This window comes from Neobacillus mesonae, assembly GCF_023715155.1.
Lineage (GTDB): Bacteria > Bacillota > Bacilli > Bacillales > Cytobacillaceae > Neobacillus > Neobacillus mesonae_A.
In genome coordinates, this window is the sequence record NZ_JAMBNQ010000021.1 from 1 (window position 1) to 18,111 (window position 18,111).

The following is an 18,111-nucleotide window of genomic DNA, read 5'->3' on the forward strand; positions in this document are numbered from 1 at the left end:
AGGATTCCTCTACTTTCTTCTTATTGCTTTTATTCTTGGCTGTCATTTGCTTCGGCCTTCCTCTCCGCTTAAACAAAGCCTCGACACCTTGCTCTTCGAACTTTCTCTCCCACGTCCAGATGGTACTTTCTGTGGAAATATTGAAATGGAGAGCAGTTTCTGCTAATGAAGCTTTGTTACTCTTCATCCATTCTAATACTCCTAACTTAAAGTTACCATTATAAACGTCCTTATTGTTCCGTACGTTAAACGCATTATCCCCATATTTCTTGTATTGATTTACCCATTTAAGAATCGTTTTATGGCTGCCAATACTATATTTTTTAGCCAATAATTTCGATCCTCCACCTCCCGTTAAATAATCTAAAACAACTTTTTCTCTGAATTCACTTGAAAACTTAACCATACAAAAACCCCCTAAGTTTGGATTTCTAAGTCCAACTTAGGGGGTTCACATCATTGATTGGACCAACAAATCACTTAGGGGGGTTTTTATTTGGAACTGCAGGAGTTCCAGTTGTAACGGCATATGTTCCAATTTAATTTTCATCAGCTTTAAAAACGTTATGTTAAAAGCGTTTTCATTTTTGGTATAGAACTTGCAAGTATATAGAATGTAAAAATTGAAGGAGGGATTATTTATTTGCAGGGAAAATCCAAAAAAATGACAAAATATGATAAAAAATTGGGGGGAATCTTATGTCAAATGCTGTAAGCACTCAGACATCACATCAAAAAGTAACTGTGACTAAAAAACAGTTTAGATCCGCTATCATTGCGTCTGTATTAGGATGGTCTTTTGATCTTTATGATCTCTTTCTTCTGCTTTATGTTGCTCCAACGATAAGTGCTTTATTTTTTCCAACAAGCAACCCAACACTTTCTCTAGCTGCGGTATATGCTTCTTTTGCTGTAACCCTTCTGATGCGGCCGCTTGGATCAGCAATATTTGGATCTTTTGCTGATAAGAACGGAAGAAAGAAAGCGATGATTGTCGCTGTTGTAGGAGTGGGGATCAGTACAGCTGCTTTTGGGCTTTTGCCAACAGTGCCGCAAATCGGATTAATCGCAACCTTTATTTTTTTAGCCTTACGCTTAGTTCAAGGGGTTTTTGTCGGGGGAGTTGTAGCTTCTACACATACAATTGGAACCGAATCTGCTGCCCCTAAATGGCGCGGTTTAATGTCTGGTTTAATTGGCGGCGGGGGTTCAGGTTTAGGGGCGCTGTTCGCCTCCCTTACGTTTACAATTGTTTCCGCTATTTTCCCTGGTGAGGCTTTTCAAGAGTGGGGATGGCGGGTGATGTTCTTTACAGGAATCATTGGTGCCGCAGCTGGAATTTTTGTTTTTAGGACCCTTAATGAGTCTCCATTGTGGCAGCAATTACGTGAAGAAGAGAAGGAAAAACCGTCAAATGTGGTGGAAATAGAGAAGTCGCCGCTAAAAATGTTCTTTAAAAAATATTCTCGTGTGTTAATTATAAACCTCATGATCGTTATTGGGGGAGGTTCAGGTTATTACCTTACATCCGGTTTTATTCCAACGTTTCTGGAAGTAGTGAATAAAGTATCGCCTCATGTATTGTCGGGGGTCTTGATTACAACAAGTGTTGTTGTCATCATTTCGGCACTGCTGTTTGGTCACATTAGTGAAATAATTGGAAGAAAGAAAACCTTTTTACTTATTGGTTTAATAAATATTATTGGTCTTCCATATTTTTATATGGCGTTAGCAGACTCAGTTACTACTTTTTCTATTTATTTTAATGCTATTGGACTTGTATTTTTGGGGAATGCGGCATATGCACCAATACTAATTTTTCTTAATGAACGTTTTCCAACTGTCATTCGTTCTACAGGAACAGGTTTATCATGGAACATGGGTTTTGCAATCGGCGGTATGATGCCTACTTTTGTCACATTGACGAGCGGTGCAATTGAAAATATACCTAATACTCTAGTATTTTTCGCAATAGGAATATTTCTTCTCTATATTATTGGAAGCTTGGTTATTCCGGAGACTAAAGGAAATCTCAAATAACATAAGAAGGGGGAAAAGAAGTGCTTACTAAATTAGAGATTACGAAAAATTTTATTAATGGCACGTGGAAAGAATCTGAAACTGGTGAAACGATGACATCATTTAACCCTGCTGACGGTGTAATTGTAGGGGAATCACAAAAGTCAGGTTTAGCAGATATTAAATTGGCTATAAGGGATGCAAAAAATGCATTTGAAAACACGGATTGGCGTTCCAATTCTACAAGGCGTTCAGATGCTTTAATGCAATGGGCTTCTAATTTGAAGGAAAAGAAAGAGGAAATTGCCAGACTTTTGACACTCGAGAACGGAAAACCCATTAAAGAGGCACGAATGGAATTAAATGCCTGTATTGATACGCTGAAATATTTTGCAGGTATGGCCCGCAGTGTGTTTGGAAGATCAATAAATCTCTCTTCCACATCGTATGGAATTATTGATAAAGAACCGATTGGGGTTGTAGGAATTATTTCACCTTGGAACTGGCCGGCACTGCTTATGATACGAGAAGCTGCTCCTGCACTCGCTGCCGGAAATGCAGTCATTTTAAAGCCTGCAAGCCGCACGCCGCTTATAAGTGTTAAACTTGTCGAATTAATTGAAGGAATAGCTGATTTTCCATCTGGAATTGTGAATATCGTGACAGGCCCCGGCAGGCTTATTGGAGATGAAATGACAACAAATCCAGATGTAGATGTTATTAGTTTTACAGGGGACACGACAACTGGGAAAAGTTTAATGAAAAAAGCAGCGGACAAGGTAAAAAAACTCGCGCTTGAACTAGGCGGGAAATCTCCCAACATTTTATTTGCGGATGCGGATTTGAACAAGGCCATTCCCATTTTAGCGAAATCTGCTTTTATTTCCGCAGGTCAAATGTGCTTTGCAGGGACAAGAGTAATTGTTCATGAATCCATCCATGAAGAAGTGGTGGAGGGAATTCGTAAAGAGGCTGAAAAGCTGAAGGTAGGAAATGGGTTAAATGAATCTACTGATATGGGCCCAGTCATTTCAGAAGAACAATTGAAAAAAGTTTTGGAATACTGCGAGATTGGCAAACAGGAGACAAAGCTTGTTACGGGAGGAAATAGGCTGACTGGTGGAGAGTTTGATAACGGCTTTTTTATTGAACCAACTATCTTTGATTATGTTCAAATTGAATCAAGAATCGCTCAGGAAGAAATCTTTGGACCTGTACTGGCTGTTCAAGTTTTTAAAGATGAGGATGAAGCAATCTCCCTCGCTAATGGTACAAACTTTGGTTTAGCAGCAGGGGTCTGGACAAAAGATGTCAGCAGGGCCGTGCGGGTTGCTAAAAAAGTAAAGGCAGGAACGGTTTGGATTAACACCTATAACAAGAATTACCCTCAGACTGAGTTTGGGGGATACAAAGAAAGCGGGCTGGGACGCACAAGGGGAATTGATGGTTTATTAGAATATACCGAAACCAAGCATATTAATATCGAATTTGATGAATAGAGGAGGGGATAGCTGATGTATCCATCATTTGAGTTCCATCTGCCAACGAAGATTCATTTCGGCTTTAACAAGATCAATCTTCTCGGCAGCCTGCCCTTTAACGTGAAACGGGCTTTTATTGTAACAGACAAAGGGGTGTTAAATTCAGGGTTAATAGAGAATGTAACAAAGATTTTAGAAGACAGCCAAATTTCCTATGTTGTTTTTGATGAAGTTGAACCGGATCCAAGTGTTGAAACCATTCATAAGGCAGCACAAGTCTTTCAACGGGAAGAGGCTGATGCACTAATCGCCATTGGGGGAGGAAGCCCAATTGATACAGCAAAAAGCGTCCGCGTGATAACCAGTAATGGCGGGAGTATTCGCGATTACGCAGGTGTTAATTTAATTAAAGAAGCTTCCAATATACCGCTTATTGCGATTCCTACTACGTCTGGTACTGGAAGCGAAGTAACGATTTTTGCCGTTTTATCTGATTGGGAAGAGAACCGTAAGATTACCGTAACAAGCCCATATGTTGCACCAGATATTTGCATTGTTGATCCGAAAATGACAATGACCGTGCCGTCTAAAATTACTGCTGCATCAGGGTTCGATGCTTTCGCACATGGAGCTGAGACCTTTGTATCACGGATTTCACAGCCTGCCAGCGATTCATTGGCACTGTCAGCTATGCGTACAATCAGCCGATACCTTCGCCGCGCTGTTTATAATGGAGAGGATATAGAGGCGAGAATCAAGATGGCTGAAGCAAGCCTATTAGCAGGAATGGCGTTCAATCAGTCTTACCTTGGTTTGACACATGCAGTCGGGAGTGCATTAAGCGGACATGCTCATGTCAGTCACGGGGTGGCAATCGGTCTTCTTTTGCCTGGAGTCATCCGCTATAATTCTATTTCCAGAGCGGATAAGTATGTGGAAATGGCCAGCGTTTTTGAAGATATTGACCTTTCACTGCCAAACTGGAAAATTATCAACCAATTGGTTGAAGAGGTTACGAGATTACGTGATGATGTCGGCCTGCCGCAAAGATTGCAGGATGCAGGAGTAAAAGAAGATCAGCTTAGAGCAATTGCTGATGATTCTGTGAAAAGCGGAATGTGGAAATTTAATCCCCGCCGTGCGTCAGTGGAAGAAATTTTAGAACTGCTTCGTCAGCTTTATTAAAATACTTTTTCAAGCTTTATTAGAGGTTTAAAATTCTATTATATGTGAGGAGGAAATAAGGTTGTCCGAAAATCAAAATAATGTAGAAGAGCTAATTCCAAGTGTAGATAAATCAACAGATGAGGTAGCATGGGATTTATATCGAAAAGCAATTCGATTTGGGACTTGGGATCCTGCAAAGATTGATCTTAGCCAAGATAAGAAAGATTTTGAAACACTCGATGAGGATTTAAAAGGGTATCTTATCCATTTTTGTACAGGATTTCTCGACGCAGAGGAAAATGTTGCATTAAAGTTTTGTCCATGGATTATGTTAGGTTCTTCCACAGAACAGCAGGCATTTCTAAGTACTCAGCTGCTTGAGGAATTTAAACATACTGAATTTTTCATGCGCTATTTTAAAGAAGTACTTGGCCGTGAGCGTATTCCTACAGTAAAAAATGCAGTTCAGGAGAAGCTTGATGAACGTGCGAAAAAGATGCTGGCTGCTCTTGAATTGGATGAAGAAGAACGTGAAGAGGCACTGGTTGAAGGATTAACCCATTATCAAGGAATTATTGAAGGTGTTCAAGCAATGTCCGGCTATGATGTATTCCATGCAGTTTTCGGGAGTAAGGGATTATTTCCAGGCCTGGCCGAAGGGTATGCTAGAATTAAAGAAGATGAAGGCCGCCATGTTGGTTTTGGGCTGCGTATGCTAAAGCTGTTTGCACGTAAACCGGAACATGCAAAGCGAATTCGAGCATTGTATGATGAATATCTGCCTCTTATCTTGACCCGATATGACCAGCCTATCATAGTAGATGGAAGAGAGTACCCAACACCGCCTGAAGTCCGGGGGAGAGATAGAGTGACTAAATTGTTTGAGCGCAGGCTTAAAGATATATTGGGTGTATCAGTTTCAATTTAAGAAGAGAACTATTTATGTAGATAGATATTTAATAATGTTATTGCTAAGGTCCATAAACGCTATTTCTAATGATAGAAATGGCGTTTATTTTTTTATATTGATTCTTTTGAATTTTAAATAAAATATTGCAAAAATTTGAATAATTTTTAGAAACCTTTTTATTTCATTTTCTGTATATTAAAAGTTACAAAGATGTGCTCTACTATTAAATCAAAAGGTGATGTACGTGGAATGGACAAAAATGATTGATCAAACTATTCCTGCAGTTCATGGGACTGATCCAATCTGGAAAGTATCTGAGTTCATGAAAGCAGCACAATTAAATGAACTTCCTGTTTTGTCTGATCAACATTTTATTGGAATGATTCATGCTAAGGATTTATTAATGATTGATTCAAATCAATCCATCGACAAGTACATCGATAAGAAATGCGTTATTATCGACGATTCTCAAGAATTTTACCGCTTACCTCTTTCGCCGCAGGTTCTTCCTGTCGTAAAGGATGGTATTTACTGCGGCAGTATTAGAAATGAGAAACTCTGCCAGCATATCCAGAATCAATTGAATCAGCTGCTTCAGGATAAGGACCTCTTCTGCGTAGATGGAGAAGATTTTATATTACATAAGAATAAAACATTTGAACAAGAAATCATGCTTAGTAATAACAAAGTAATCGGAATAGGTAAAGCTGGTTTATCAAATAAATCTAAGTCCAAGCAACACTTTAAAAATAGTAAAGAAAAAAGCAAAATAATTGCATGCAGCCAGGAAATGAAGGAAATTTTTAGTCTTGTAAAACATGTTGCGTCCAGCAGTTCTACCGTGCTTTTATTAGGGGAATCTGGGGTGGGAAAAGAAGTTATAGCAAAAATGCTGCATGAAAACAGCTTTCGTGTAAAAAAAGACTCTTTTATGAAAGTCAACTGTGGAGCTATTCCGCAGAATTTATTAGAATCCGAATTGTTCGGTTATGAACAGGGGGCTTTTACGGGCGCTAAAACAGGGGGGAAAATAGGGGTTTTTGAATTGGTTGATAATGGAACTCTTTTCCTCGATGAAATTGGTGAACTGCCTTTAGATATGCAGGTGAAATTACTGCGTGTTCTTCAGGATCAGGAAATTAGGAGGGTAGGCGGGACACAAACGATTAAGGTTAATGTAAGGATTATCGCTGCAACTAATCGAAATCTTGAAAAAATGGTGGAGAATGGAACATTTAGAGCTGATCTATATTATCGCCTGAATATTGTGCCGTTTAGAATTCCGCCATTAAGAGAAAGAAAAAATGATATCATTCCGCTGCTTAGACATTTTATAGCGCAATTTAATGAAAAATATCAATATACGAAACACTTATCAAAAGAGGCGGAGAATCAATTGTTATTATATCACTACCCTGGAAATGTAAGGGAGTTATCCAATATTGTAGAAAGGCTGGTTCTTACCTGCCGCGAAGATGTTATTGAAAGGTATCACCTGCCAAGTCATTTAAGTAAATGCCGCAAGATGGGAGAGATATCGAAAATCCCGCAGGATGATTTGAAAGGTGATCTGGATATCTTTAAACACTATTGGGAAAATCCGGCAGACGGGGTTAACATGTTTAATCGATTAGAAAAGAGAGCGTTGATTAAGGCCTTAAGGAAATATGGATCAGTTCGAAAAACCGGGAAGGCCATAGGAGTACCGCATACACTGGTTCTTAATAAAATGAAACAGTTTGGGATTAATGCACGGGAGATCCTGTAAAGAATGGAAGCTGGTTTTAATTTTTCGATGGCAGGTGAATAGATGAAATTGACAATGGAACCTGACTTAGAGTTATATCGAGAGATCGTTGAAAATTTCCATGATGGAATTTTGCTGATGAATCAGGATGGGAACATTGTGCTGGTCAATAAGGCTATGGTCAAATTGAGCAGCTTGCCAAGAGAAGCCTATACAGGAAAGAATATACGGGATATTGTAGACAGCGGCCTCTTTCAAAAGGCGTCGGTCACCTTAAAGGCACTAGAGGAAAAACAAATAGTAACCGACTTTCAGCAATACCAAAATGGAGTTAATGTATTGGTGACGGCAATCCCCATGTTTGATGATGAAAACCGTTTAAGTTATATGCTATCGATTACCCATGACATAACGGAGTTAATTCAAATGAAAAAGAAGGTGGAGGAAATTGAAATGCTTTCCGCCAAATACTACTCAGAACTTTTGGAACTTCGTCAGCAATATTCCAAACGGGGAATAATCACGGCCAATCAGCAGATGAATGAAATGATTGAGCTGATTCATCATATTGGACAGACTGATTCCATCATCCTTCTTTTAGGCGAATCTGGTGTTGGTAAAGATGTTTTAGCACGAGAAATTCATGAGTCTAGTAAGCGAAAAGATACTGGTGCTTTTATTAAAGTAAATTGCGGGGCCATTCCCAAGGATCTCTTAGAATCCGAATTCTTTGGCTATGATACCGGAGCATTTACCGGTGCAAGGAAAGAAGGGAAGCAGGGGCTTTTTGAGATGGCAGATCAAGGAACATTATTTTTAGATGAAATTGGGGAATTCCCTTTGGGGCTTCAAGCGAAACTTTTAAGGGTCCTTCAAGATCAGCAGTTTACAAGAGTTGGCGGGACAAAAGTTATTCAAGCAAATGTAAGAATTGTGGCAGCAACCAACCGTGATTTAGAATCCATGGTTGCAAAAGGTGAATTTCGGGAAGATCTTTATTACCGGATAAATGTCATCCCTATTCAAATCCCGCCATTAAGGGAAAGAAAGGAAGATATTCCCCTATTAATTGGCCATTTTCTCCAAAATTTTAATAAGGAATATGATAAAAATAAACTGCTGTCCAGGTCGGCTATAGAAATTCTGTGTGACTATGATTGGCCCGGAAATATCAGGGAATTATCAAATATTGTTGAAAGGCTTGTCCTCATCACGAAAAACGATGTAATAGAACCTAATGATCTGCCCATCAAAAAGCAAATGGCAGATGTGGGTTTATCAAAATTGCTAAAGAAGGAGCAGTCTGGAAAAAATCTATTTGAAACGGTGGAGATCAATTTAATCGAGAGCATGATTCAACAGGAAGGAAGCATCCGTAAAGCCGCCAAGAAATTAGGAGTCTCGCATACGACTTTAATCAGAAAAATGAAAAAGCATAATCTAAATGGAACTCTACAATAAGAATAAATTCTGCATTACCACAAAATACAAAAATTACCTTGAATTTCAAAAATAAATCCAGTAATATGAAATTACATTATTTTGAAAGGGTGACTAAAGGGACGATGAACAATTAATCCTATGTTAGAAAAAATTCGGTTAAACGAGTATGAGTCTGGATAGGATTAAATTCGGCCCTTTTTTTATAAATGCAGGACATCCATTTGTGGTGTGCTATGTCTTTTTTGTGCCGAATTTCCTCCTATCCGGATAAGTGGATATGGAGGTTTTTTTATGGAAAATGCGAATGTGACCATGGGAGCATTGTTTAAGAATAGAGTAATCCAGACTTTGCTGCTCTCAACCTTATTTTTGCAAATCGGTATATGGGTAAGAAATTACTCTATTCTGTTGTTCGTTGTAGAGAAGACAAATGAAAACCCTGTTGCTGTGTCCTTGATCTCAGTGGCAGAGTTTGCCCCAATCTTCCTATTCTCCTTTATTGGTGGGACTTTCGCCGACCGCTGGAAACCGAAACGAACAATGATTTGGTGTGATTTCCTTAGTGCAGTCTCCATTTTTGTGGTGCTTCTGACACTTGTTTTCGGCAGCTGGAAGGCCATTTTCTTTGCAACGTTTGTGTCCTCCATTTTATCGCAATTTTCTCAGCCTTCTGGAATGAAGCTGTTTAAGCTTCATGTGAAGGAAGAACTGATTCAAATGGGAATGTCGATTTACCAGACTATTTTTGCTTTGTTTATGATACTTGGACCGGTTCTCGGGACTTTTGTCTACCAGCAGTTTGGCATTGATGTGTCAATTGCTGTGATGGGAGTGGCATTCTTCATTTCGGCGGGGATTTTGTTTTTATTGCCTGCTGACTATGAAGTAGAAGAGAAGGAAGAACAAACGAGTGTTATACAAGAAATGAAGGATGGATTGAAGTATGTTTTAAAAAGCCGGGTGCTGACATTATTAGGCGGCAGTTTTGCAGCGGCTGGCCTGGCATTAGGATTGATTCAGCCGTTAGCTGTTTTTCTAGTTACGGAACAGCTTGGACTGCCAAAAGAACAACTGCAATGGCTGATGGCGGCATTTGGAATTGGCATGATTTTAGGCGGCGGTGTAACAGTTGGCGCTTCAAAAAAGCTTTCGCCGCAAATCTTATTGGCACTTGGTATGTCGGCATGTGCCATCGGATTTTTTGTCATGGGGGTTTCCAAACTTTTCTGGATTACAATGGCTGCAGAATTCTTCTGCGGATTGTTTAACCCGGCGATACAAATTGGGATCAATACGATGATTTTGAAGAATACAGAAGCAGCCTTTATCGGCCGGGTAAATGGAATCTTAAGCCCGATTTTTATGGGGACTATGGTGATCATGATGACAGCTAGCGGCTGGCTGAAGAAAACATTTTCTCTTGTGGCAATGTATGAAACCACTGCTTTGTTATTCATCGTTGGAATCCTGTTCATTGTTCCGCTGTTTAAGAAGAAAGCAGTTCTTCAGAAGAGTGAAGGGGTTTAAAAAGTTTGGAAAAGGACTTGGACTCAAGTCCTTTTTTTAATGTCAAAATATCAGGCTTTTATAAGTAGTTTATAAACTGTTTGTCCGTTTTCATTTTATTTTTACAGAAAATAACGCTGTGAGTGTGACGAAGTTATTATCTTGGGGAAATGGTTTATGGTAGAATTAGTTGTTGTAAAGACTGGAAGGTGGCATGCGAGATGACTTTCTATCAGATTCTAGTTTTCATCCATATTTTTTCTGCGATTATAGGCATGGGGCCGGGGTTTATTTTGACAACAGTGGTAAAATCGGGGGATACAATGAGCGAGTTGAGGCATTCTTATGCAATTAGACATAAACTGCATATTTATGTGATGATTGGCGGTGTATTATTACTCATTACCGGTTTACTGATGGGTACCCTGAATACTGCACTTTTCCATATGGGGTGGTATGTCACGAGTCTGATACTTTACTTAGTTGCCCTTGCCATGGGTCCGCTGGCATTATCACCTAGATCTAAGCCGATTAAAACTCTTTTAGAAAATCATAAAGGGGAAGAAATTCCTTATGAATACAAACGCTTAGCAAAGCAGCTTTTCCTAACCGAACATATTGAAAATGGTATTTTCCTAATTATTATAGCGCTTATGATTACCAAACCTTTTTAATTTATTATTTCTGAATGAAAAAACTTGGGCATGCCCAAGTTTTTTTGTCCTTTAAATGCTCGTGTTTGAGTAATTGACAGGGATCGTCTTTATTTTATAAATAAAGTAATAATATTTATATAAAACGATAAGAATCAGTACGATTCTTGCAATCCAGTTATTAACCAAGATAAAGGCTATTAAAATCATTGTATCCGCAAACAGGAGGATTGTCAGCTTCTGCTTTAAGGTCATTGCTCGTTCTTTCACAAAAGATTCCAAATGACGTTTATAAATTTTTGTCCCCTTAAACCATCGCTCAAACCGTTCCGACCCTTTCACAAAGCAAAAAGAGGCCAGCAGTAAAAGTGGTGTTGTAGGGATCAAAGGAAGAATGATGCCCAGGACACCAGCGGCTAAAGCAATAAAACCACACATGATATAGAAGATTTTTGCAATCTTTGATATTTCAACCGCCCCCCAAGGGAAATTCCAGTTTTCATCCATTATAGCATGATTATTTCATTTATGAAAAAGTATGGTAAGCTTCAGATTTCATTTTTAAACTTTTGGGACACAAAATTATTATGCGGAAATTACAATTCATATTTACCATAATTATATAAAAATCATATTTGTCATTCAGGAAATAATAAAATTAATTGTAAAGGGATAAATTTTACTATTGATAAAAAGAAAAAAAGAAAATACAATGAATATTGTGCCCCAAAATTTAATAATGATGAAAACGGTTTAATGTTATTTTGAAATATCTTTATGTTAAGCCGTTGTTTTTAACAAGCAATATAGATTGGAGAGGTGCAAATGAAAAAAAAGAAAATTAGTCTTGCCTGGCAAATTTTAATTGGTCTAATCCTCGGAATTATTGTCGGTGCTATTTTTTATGGAAATCCTCAAGTTGTTAATATTCTGCAGCCGTTCGGTACTATATTTATCCGCTTAATCAAAATGATTGTTGTACCAATCGTTGTCGCAAGTATTATTGTCGGAGTAGCCGGCGTAGGTGACATGAAATCACTAGGGAAACTCGGCGGAAAAACACTACTTTATTTTGAAATCATCACTACAATAGCAATCGTTGTCGGTCTCTTTGCCGGGAACTTTTTTCATCCAGGGTCTGGTATTGACCGGTCTCATTTGACTAAAACCGACATTAATACCTATGTCGAAACAGCAAAAACAACAGAAAGTCATTCCATGGTTGATACCTTCGTTAACATTGTCCCAACAAATATAATCCAATCTTTAGCAAATGGCGATATGCTGGCCATTATTTTCTTCTCTGTTATGTTTGGTCTTGGTATTGCAGCGATTGGAGAAAAAGGCGAGCCGCTTTTAAAATTCTTTAGGGGAACCGCTGATGCGATGTTTTATGTCACAAACCAAATTATGAAACTCGCTCCTATTGGGGTATTCGCGTTAATTGGTGTTACTGTTTCAAAGTTTGGTCTTACATCGCTGATTCCTTTAGGAAAACTCGTGATTGTGGTATATGGTGCAATGATCTTTTTCATCCTAGTCGTTCTTGGGATAGTAGCAAAAATTGTGGGTATCAATATTTTTAAATTATTAAAGTATTTAAAGGACGAATTATTATTAGGTTATTCGACATCAAGTTCGGAAACAGTTCTTCCTAAGATTATGGAAAAAATGGAGAAACTCGGCTGTCCTAAGGCAATCGTATCGTTTGTAATTCCGACAGGCTATTCCTTTAACTTGGATGGATCTACTCTTTACCAGGCAATTGCGGCATTGTTCATTGCGCAAATGTACGGTATTCATATGAGCATAACCCATCAGATTACTTTAGTGCTTGTTCTAATGGTAACGTCCAAAGGGATTGCCGGAGTACCTGGGGTTTCATTTGTAGTTCTTCTTGCTACGTTAGGAAGTGTTGGTATTCCAGCAGAGGGCCTTGCATTCATCGCCGGCATCGACCGGATCTTAGATATGGCTCGGACATGTGTAAATATTGTCGGTAACTCATTAGCAGCTATTGTCATTTCCAAATGGGAAGGCTATAAGCTTGATAAAGAAATGCGGGATACCGCGGCATAATTGAAATTAAAAAATCGCGGAGAACTCCTCCGCGATTTTTACATAGTAATTTCTAATGCTGCTGGTATAGTTATTTTAACTTCTGTTCCTTGATTTGGAGCACTTTTAAGAAAGATTTCGCCGCCATATGTTTCAATGATTCGTTTACAAATAGTTAATCCCAGACCTGAGCCGTCCTTTTTTAAAGTAAAAAATGGATTAAACGCCTGCGCTATTTGTTCATCAGTCATTCCTTTTCCGTTATCTATCACTCTTATTACACATAGCTCACTTTCTTTAGCTAACTGAATACTCAGCTTTCCGCCATGAGACATTGCCTGCAGGGAGTTTTTACTTAAGTTTAGAATGACCTGTTTCAATTGATCCTTTACACAAGATATAAAAATAGGTTCTGGTGAGTATTGAGTGTTGAATTCTACATTCATATAATTGGCTTCCGATTGAATGATCGGTTTTATTTCCGACACTATCTCATTGGCATTGTAGGTTTTTAAATGATAAGCAGTGGGTTTTCCTAATACCAGTAATTCGCTGACAATAGAATTAATCCTGTCAATTTCTGTTTGGATGACATTGAAATAGGCTTGCGCCTTCTCATCGCGATATTCTTCACTTAACAGCTTAACAAGCCCCTTAATACCAGTTAACGGATTTCTGATTTCATGTGCCGTGCTGGCTGCAAGTTTTCCAATGAGCTCCAGCTTCTGTAATTCTGTTTCCTGCTGTTCCTTTTTTAGATTTCTTCTTAATAGTATAATTTTAAAAAGTAAGTATAATGTATTAAAAATAGCTAGAAGAACAAATAGGTATGTAAAAAAGGCCAGCCAAAAATTTTGAGTAAGATTAGAATTCTTATATACCGTAATGGTCCAAGGTACCTGGTTGACGCTTGTTCTTGCTTTAGTCGTGTCTCTCCCAGATACCGGACCAGTTTTTATTAGTGTCTGTCCCGTATTATCAATGACTTTTACGGCTTCATTTTTCACTAAATTCCGGACCTTTTCTTCAATTTTAGTCAACCTTAAAGATGCGATGAGTACGCCTTTAACCTGACCATTTTCCACAATCGGGGTGGCGATGGAAATGATGTGACGTCCGGTAACACTCCCGAGGTGCGGGGATGAAAAACTAGTCTCCTTTGTTTTGACTGCTTGCTGAAAATAAGGACGTTTTCCTATATTTACAGGCTCTGTCATAGTATTAGTGCTAATCAGCAAATCACCATCTGTATTAGCCCAATAAAATCCAGAAAAGCGTGAATCCTTCCCGGCTGTTTCTAACAGTATATCGTTCAAATCTTCCAGATTATTTTTTTCTACTTTAATAGAAGTTGCCAGCATTTCTAACCTGCCAACTGTTTCCCCCAGAAAGGTCTCAATATTTGCAGCATAGGAATTAGCTATTTCTTGTGCCTTCCCCTCTTCAGCCGTCTCCATTATTTTCACTTTTTGCTGTGTTAAGTAAAAACTAATACTGGCAGCAGGCAGTAAGGTAACTAATAAATAGATGATGATATGATTTTTTATCAATGATTTTAACAAATGAAGTAAGGCCAAGGGGTATCTTCTCCTATAAATGTAATAATTATATTTTACTATTAATTTTTTAGTAGGAATATATCTTTTTAAAGATAAGCCTTAAATTATTTTGAAAATTTAGATATATATAGGTTTTTGCCATCTCATTTTTTTATTGTAATTCATATTGTAATAGTATTAAGGTTTGTCCAAAAATGAGGAATAGGGGGTGCAAATATTGGAGCATGGTGGGCATAAAAGCCCGTTTTCATTCTGTCTATTTCCAGGATACCGCTGGTGAGGGCCAGGCTGCAGCGGGCCGGGGGCACCGATTAATGAAGTTGATGAATGCTGCTATAGGCATGATCGATGTCTTGCAAGCGGGAGACATCCATGTGAATGCGACTTTGAATTCATGAACTGTCTTGAATATAAGCGGAATCCACATACAGAGGAAGGCAGAAATGCAGCACTTATGTATGACTTTATGAAACTAAAAACATGGTTTACCTGCGGCGGCTGGCCGCGGCGTTAGTGAAAGCAGCGTTTAAAAGGATGCTGCTTTTTTGGGTTTGGCGGGTTAAGGGTTAACAGTGAAAAAAGTGAGGTTTTATTTCTAGTAAAAGGATAATAGAACAGGAGAACTGCGAGGAAAAGAGCGGTATTAGTTTTCATAGAGGGGTCATGAGAACAGAAAGCATCAAAAAAGAGCGGTACCAGTTCTCATAGAGGGGTCATGAGAACAGAAAGCATCAAAAAAGAGCGGTACCAGTTCTCATAGAGGGTTCATGAGAACGAAAAGCGTCCGAAAAGAGGGGCAGCAGTTCTCAAAAAGGGTTCATGAGAACAGAAACGGAAGATAAAGAGTAACTCCAGTTCTCATTAAAGGTCCATAAGCCCTTACGCTGAAAAGAGCGGGGCAGTTTCCTGCTGAAGGTCAAAAGGAGTGAAGGAGATAAAAAATGAAAGCAATCCCTTAACCTTCATTTGATACAATAATTTTAAAAAGCTGAAACTTTTGACCGCTTGTTTTTCTCTAATGAGTGAAAGGAGGTCAAGCGATTGAATGAAAGTAAATTAATCCAAAAAGCGATTAAAGGAAATGAAAAGGCGTTTGAAAAACTGCTGGAAATACATAGTGACCAATTATACCGGACAGCCTTTCTTTATGTTGGCAACCGTGAAGATGCCTTGGATGTTGTCCAGGAAACGGCCTGCAAAGCTTTTTTAGCAGTAAAGCAGCTGCGGGAGGAACGCTACTTTTTAACATGGCTGACCAAAATTTTAATTCGCTGTGCTTATGATGTATTGAAAAAAAGAAAGAAAGAGGTTCCAGCGGATGAGAACATTATTGAACTTATTCCTGGAAAAAGGGAAAAGCGTGATGAGGCCTTGGACTTAGTCGGAGCCATTGAACAATTAAATGAGCCTCAGCGAAATGCCATTATACTTTTTTACTATCAAGATTTGCCCTTAACAGGAATTGCAGAAATCATGAATATACCAGAAAACACCGTAAAAACTCATCTGTATCGGGGGAAAAACCAATTGAAAAAACTGCTGGGAGGGGATGGTTATAATGGAAAAGAAACTATTTCATGACCAATATGAAAAAATTGAAGTGCCAAGAGATCAAGTAGTACAGGCAATCAAAACTGGGGTACGAAGAGCAAATTCCAAAAAGAAACTCCGGAAAAAACGTGTAATTTTCATTTCAACAGCTGCTGCAGCAGGTCTTTTTATTTCTTCCAGCTTTATGTTTCCTTCTTTTTCAAAAGTCATGGCTGACATGCCTGTTGTTGGGTATTTATACAAAGACTCGGTAGGCGAAAAATTAGCGGCGCAAAAACTGATTACCAAACTAAATGAAACTGTAAGTGTGAAAGGAATCGATGTCACCGTTACCAGTGCCTATTATGATGGGGCTGTGATGGGGGTAACGTTTGATGTAAAAGGAAAGGTAAAAACTGAAAAGGACGGACGGATTCAGGGATTTTATGAAATCTTTAATGGCGATAAAACACTTGGTGAAACCAAGGAGGTTGTCTACATGAATCCGACTGAAACAGGATTTACCGGTAAGATTCAGTTAAGTTATCCGAAAGCTGAACTGCCTGCCGATACAACTTTCCCGCTGGAATTTAGGAGCATTGGTGACAAAAAAGGTTCCTGGAGATTTGATGTGCCGGTTAAGCAGCTGCCATTTGAAACGAAGGCAGTTAATCAAGAAAGAACGAGAGAAGGAATGAAAGTACATTTTGATTCCATTATAACCGGTCAGGCTTCTACAGCGGTTAATTATTCATTTACCCATCCAAAAGAGGGGAAATATGATGACATAAGATTTGAGTTTTTTGACGACAATGGCCGTCCAATTCATTGGTTATCAGACACGAGTCTGGAAAAGAATGAGAAGGGGAATCAAGTAACTATTAAGGGAAGAACCATTATCCCGCAAGCTTTAAAAGGTAAAACAAGGTACATAGAAGTTCAACCGGCAGTATCCCTCTCTGAGCCTAATCAATTTGTTTCTTTAACTGAAGCAGCCCCTGTCCGGATTCAGTCAAGCAGGCAGGATTTATCTGTTACTATTGAAAAAGTTTCGTATAACAACAAGCATTTTATGGTTGATTTTCAAATAAATAATGGACATAAAATGGGCATGTATGATATGTTTTACAAGGACTTTGCAAGAAACGATATTATACTAGTAAAAGAAACCCGCAAGGATATCTTTGAGGAACCTATTAAACATAAGGTTAAAGTTTTGAATGAAAAACAATTACGCTTCCGGAGTACGTTTGATATAAGTGGACTTTCACATTTTAGTCCCCAAAAATATGTATTAAGAGTGAATTTAGGTTCAATGGCAGTTAATATGCCGCAGGAAATGGAACCTGTGAAAATAAACCTTGAATAATAATGGCCGCAGCCTCAGTTCGATGGCTGTGGCTTTTTCTCCTCATATTAAGTATTTCCCTGATGCAGGGCTTGTATTAATTCAAAAACATTCCGCTTTTATCCAATCATAAACTTCGGCACTTTTACCTAAAATAATATCGGTTCAATATAAAAAGGGGGAAATAGTGTTGAAATGGCATAAACAAATTCTTTCAATGATCCAAGAACGTCAAGATAAAAAAGTAGCATTAGCAGTGGATACCTCAAGTAATGAAGCCCCTGTTATCCTTATTAATAACATCGTTAAACTTTTTGAAACCGTAAAGCCGGACACGATTTTAGTACAGGCTGATTTTAAAATTAGAAGCATTGCCCCGGTAAAAAGCAATACCATTAAATATCATACTCATGGGAAATCTTCTTATACGTTAGTACTCGAGTGGGCCAAAGAGGAAAAAATAGATACCTTGTTCTATATTACCGATGTTACCGGCTTCCTGCCAGAAGATATAGAAAAGGTTGATTTTGAGATGTTCTGGCTGGTATCAGGTACTTTCAAACCGAGAATCCCGTTTGGAAAGGCAATTAAAGTGGCATAAACAGAAGCAGGCTGTTCTAAAATTTTTAGGACAGTCTTTTTATGGTTAAAAATTGTAACCATGGCTCTTTTCGTAGAAAATAAGGTATA

The 18,111-nt window shown here is 38.5% G+C and carries 15 protein-coding genes; 12 read left to right on the forward strand and 3 right to left on the reverse strand.

Annotated elements, in window-relative coordinates; all coding sequences use genetic code 11:
* The coding region (locus M3183_RS16465; RefSeq protein ID WP_251471460.1) for a transposase at positions 1–406 on the reverse strand (406 nt) is incomplete at its 3' end.
* 293 nt (positions 407–699) lie between these two features.
* Between M3183_RS16465 and M3183_RS16470 the strand changes: the two genes are divergently transcribed.
* The 8 genes from M3183_RS16470 (at position 700) to M3183_RS16505 (ending at position 10,947) form a co-directional block, all read left to right on the forward strand.
* Entirely contained in the window at positions 700–2,040 is a 1,341-nt protein-coding gene (locus M3183_RS16470; protein WP_251471461.1) for an MFS transporter, read from the forward strand.
* A gap of 20 nt (positions 2,041–2,060) precedes the next feature.
* Positions 2,061–3,518 (forward strand): aldehyde dehydrogenase family protein, encoded by a 1,458-nt coding sequence (locus M3183_RS16475; protein WP_251471463.1) that lies wholly within the window; start codon positions 2,061–2,063, stop codon positions 3,516–3,518.
* A gap of 15 nt (positions 3,519–3,533) precedes the next feature.
* The gene (locus tag M3183_RS16480; RefSeq protein WP_251471465.1) at positions 3,534–4,685 is read left to right on the forward strand and encodes an iron-containing alcohol dehydrogenase family protein; all 1,152 of its coding nucleotides are present in this window, start codon (positions 3,534–3,536) and stop codon (positions 4,683–4,685) included.
* A gap of 61 nt (positions 4,686–4,746) precedes the next feature.
* Complete coding sequence (locus tag M3183_RS16485; RefSeq protein WP_251471467.1) at positions 4,747–5,595, forward strand: R2-like ligand-binding oxidase; 849 nt, start codon at positions 4,747–4,749, stop codon at positions 5,593–5,595.
* Between the two features lie 226 nt (positions 5,596–5,821).
* The gene (locus tag M3183_RS16490) at positions 5,822–7,345 is read left to right on the forward strand and encodes a sigma 54-interacting transcriptional regulator (RefSeq protein ID WP_251471472.1); all 1,524 of its coding nucleotides are present in this window, start codon (positions 5,822–5,824) and stop codon (positions 7,343–7,345) included.
* A gap of 42 nt (positions 7,346–7,387) precedes the next feature.
* Positions 7,388–8,785: a sigma-54 interaction domain-containing protein gene (locus M3183_RS16495; protein ID WP_251471478.1), complete on the forward strand. Its 1,398-nt coding sequence runs from the start codon at positions 7,388–7,390 to the stop codon at positions 8,783–8,785.
* A gap of 273 nt (positions 8,786–9,058) precedes the next feature.
* The gene (locus M3183_RS16500; protein ID WP_251471480.1) at positions 9,059–10,294 is read left to right on the forward strand and encodes an MFS transporter; all 1,236 of its coding nucleotides are present in this window, start codon (positions 9,059–9,061) and stop codon (positions 10,292–10,294) included.
* Between the two features lie 200 nt (positions 10,295–10,494).
* Positions 10,495–10,947 carry a DUF2269 family protein gene (locus M3183_RS16505; protein WP_251471481.1) on the forward strand — a complete coding sequence of 151 codons (453 nt, stop codon included), beginning with the start codon at positions 10,495–10,497 and terminating at the stop codon, positions 10,945–10,947.
* Positions 10,948–10,998: 51 nt separating this feature from the next.
* Here the strand turns inward: M3183_RS16505 and M3183_RS16510 are convergent, their stop codons facing one another.
* The gene (locus M3183_RS16510) at positions 10,999–11,433 is read right to left on the reverse strand and encodes a YbaN family protein (RefSeq protein ID WP_251471483.1); all 435 of its coding nucleotides are present in this window, start codon (positions 11,431–11,433) and stop codon (positions 10,999–11,001) included.
* Positions 11,434–11,751: 318 nt separating this feature from the next.
* Between M3183_RS16510 and M3183_RS16515 the strand changes: the two genes are divergently transcribed.
* Positions 11,752–13,005 carry a cation:dicarboxylate symporter family transporter gene (locus tag M3183_RS16515; RefSeq protein WP_251471485.1) on the forward strand — a complete coding sequence of 418 codons (1,254 nt, stop codon included), beginning with the start codon at positions 11,752–11,754 and terminating at the stop codon, positions 13,003–13,005.
* A 38-nt stretch (positions 13,006–13,043) separates the two neighbouring features.
* Here M3183_RS16515 and M3183_RS16520 read toward each other — a convergent pair whose 3' ends face one another.
* On the reverse strand, positions 13,044–14,561 hold the full coding sequence (locus M3183_RS16520; RefSeq protein WP_251471487.1) for an ATP-binding protein: 1,518 nt from the start codon (positions 14,559–14,561) through the stop codon (positions 13,044–13,046).
* Between the two features lie 1,023 nt (positions 14,562–15,584).
* Here M3183_RS16520 and M3183_RS16530 point away from each other — a divergent pair.
* From M3183_RS16530 to M3183_RS16540, 3 genes are all read left to right on the forward strand, one after another.
* A complete protein-coding gene (locus M3183_RS16530; RefSeq protein ID WP_251471489.1) occupies positions 15,585–16,124 on the forward strand; it encodes a sigma-70 family RNA polymerase sigma factor in 540 nt (179 codons plus the stop codon).
* On the forward strand, positions 16,102–17,442 hold the full coding sequence (locus M3183_RS16535; protein WP_251471490.1) for a DUF4179 domain-containing protein: 1,341 nt from the start codon (positions 16,102–16,104) through the stop codon (positions 17,440–17,442). Before M3183_RS16530 ends, M3183_RS16535 begins: the two co-directional genes overlap by 23 nt.
* 169 nt (positions 17,443–17,611) lie before the next feature.
* Complete coding sequence (locus tag M3183_RS16540) at positions 17,612–18,022, forward strand: vWA domain-containing protein (RefSeq protein WP_251471494.1); 411 nt, start codon at positions 17,612–17,614, stop codon at positions 18,020–18,022.
* The last annotated feature ends 89 nt before the right edge of the window (positions 18,023–18,111 follow it).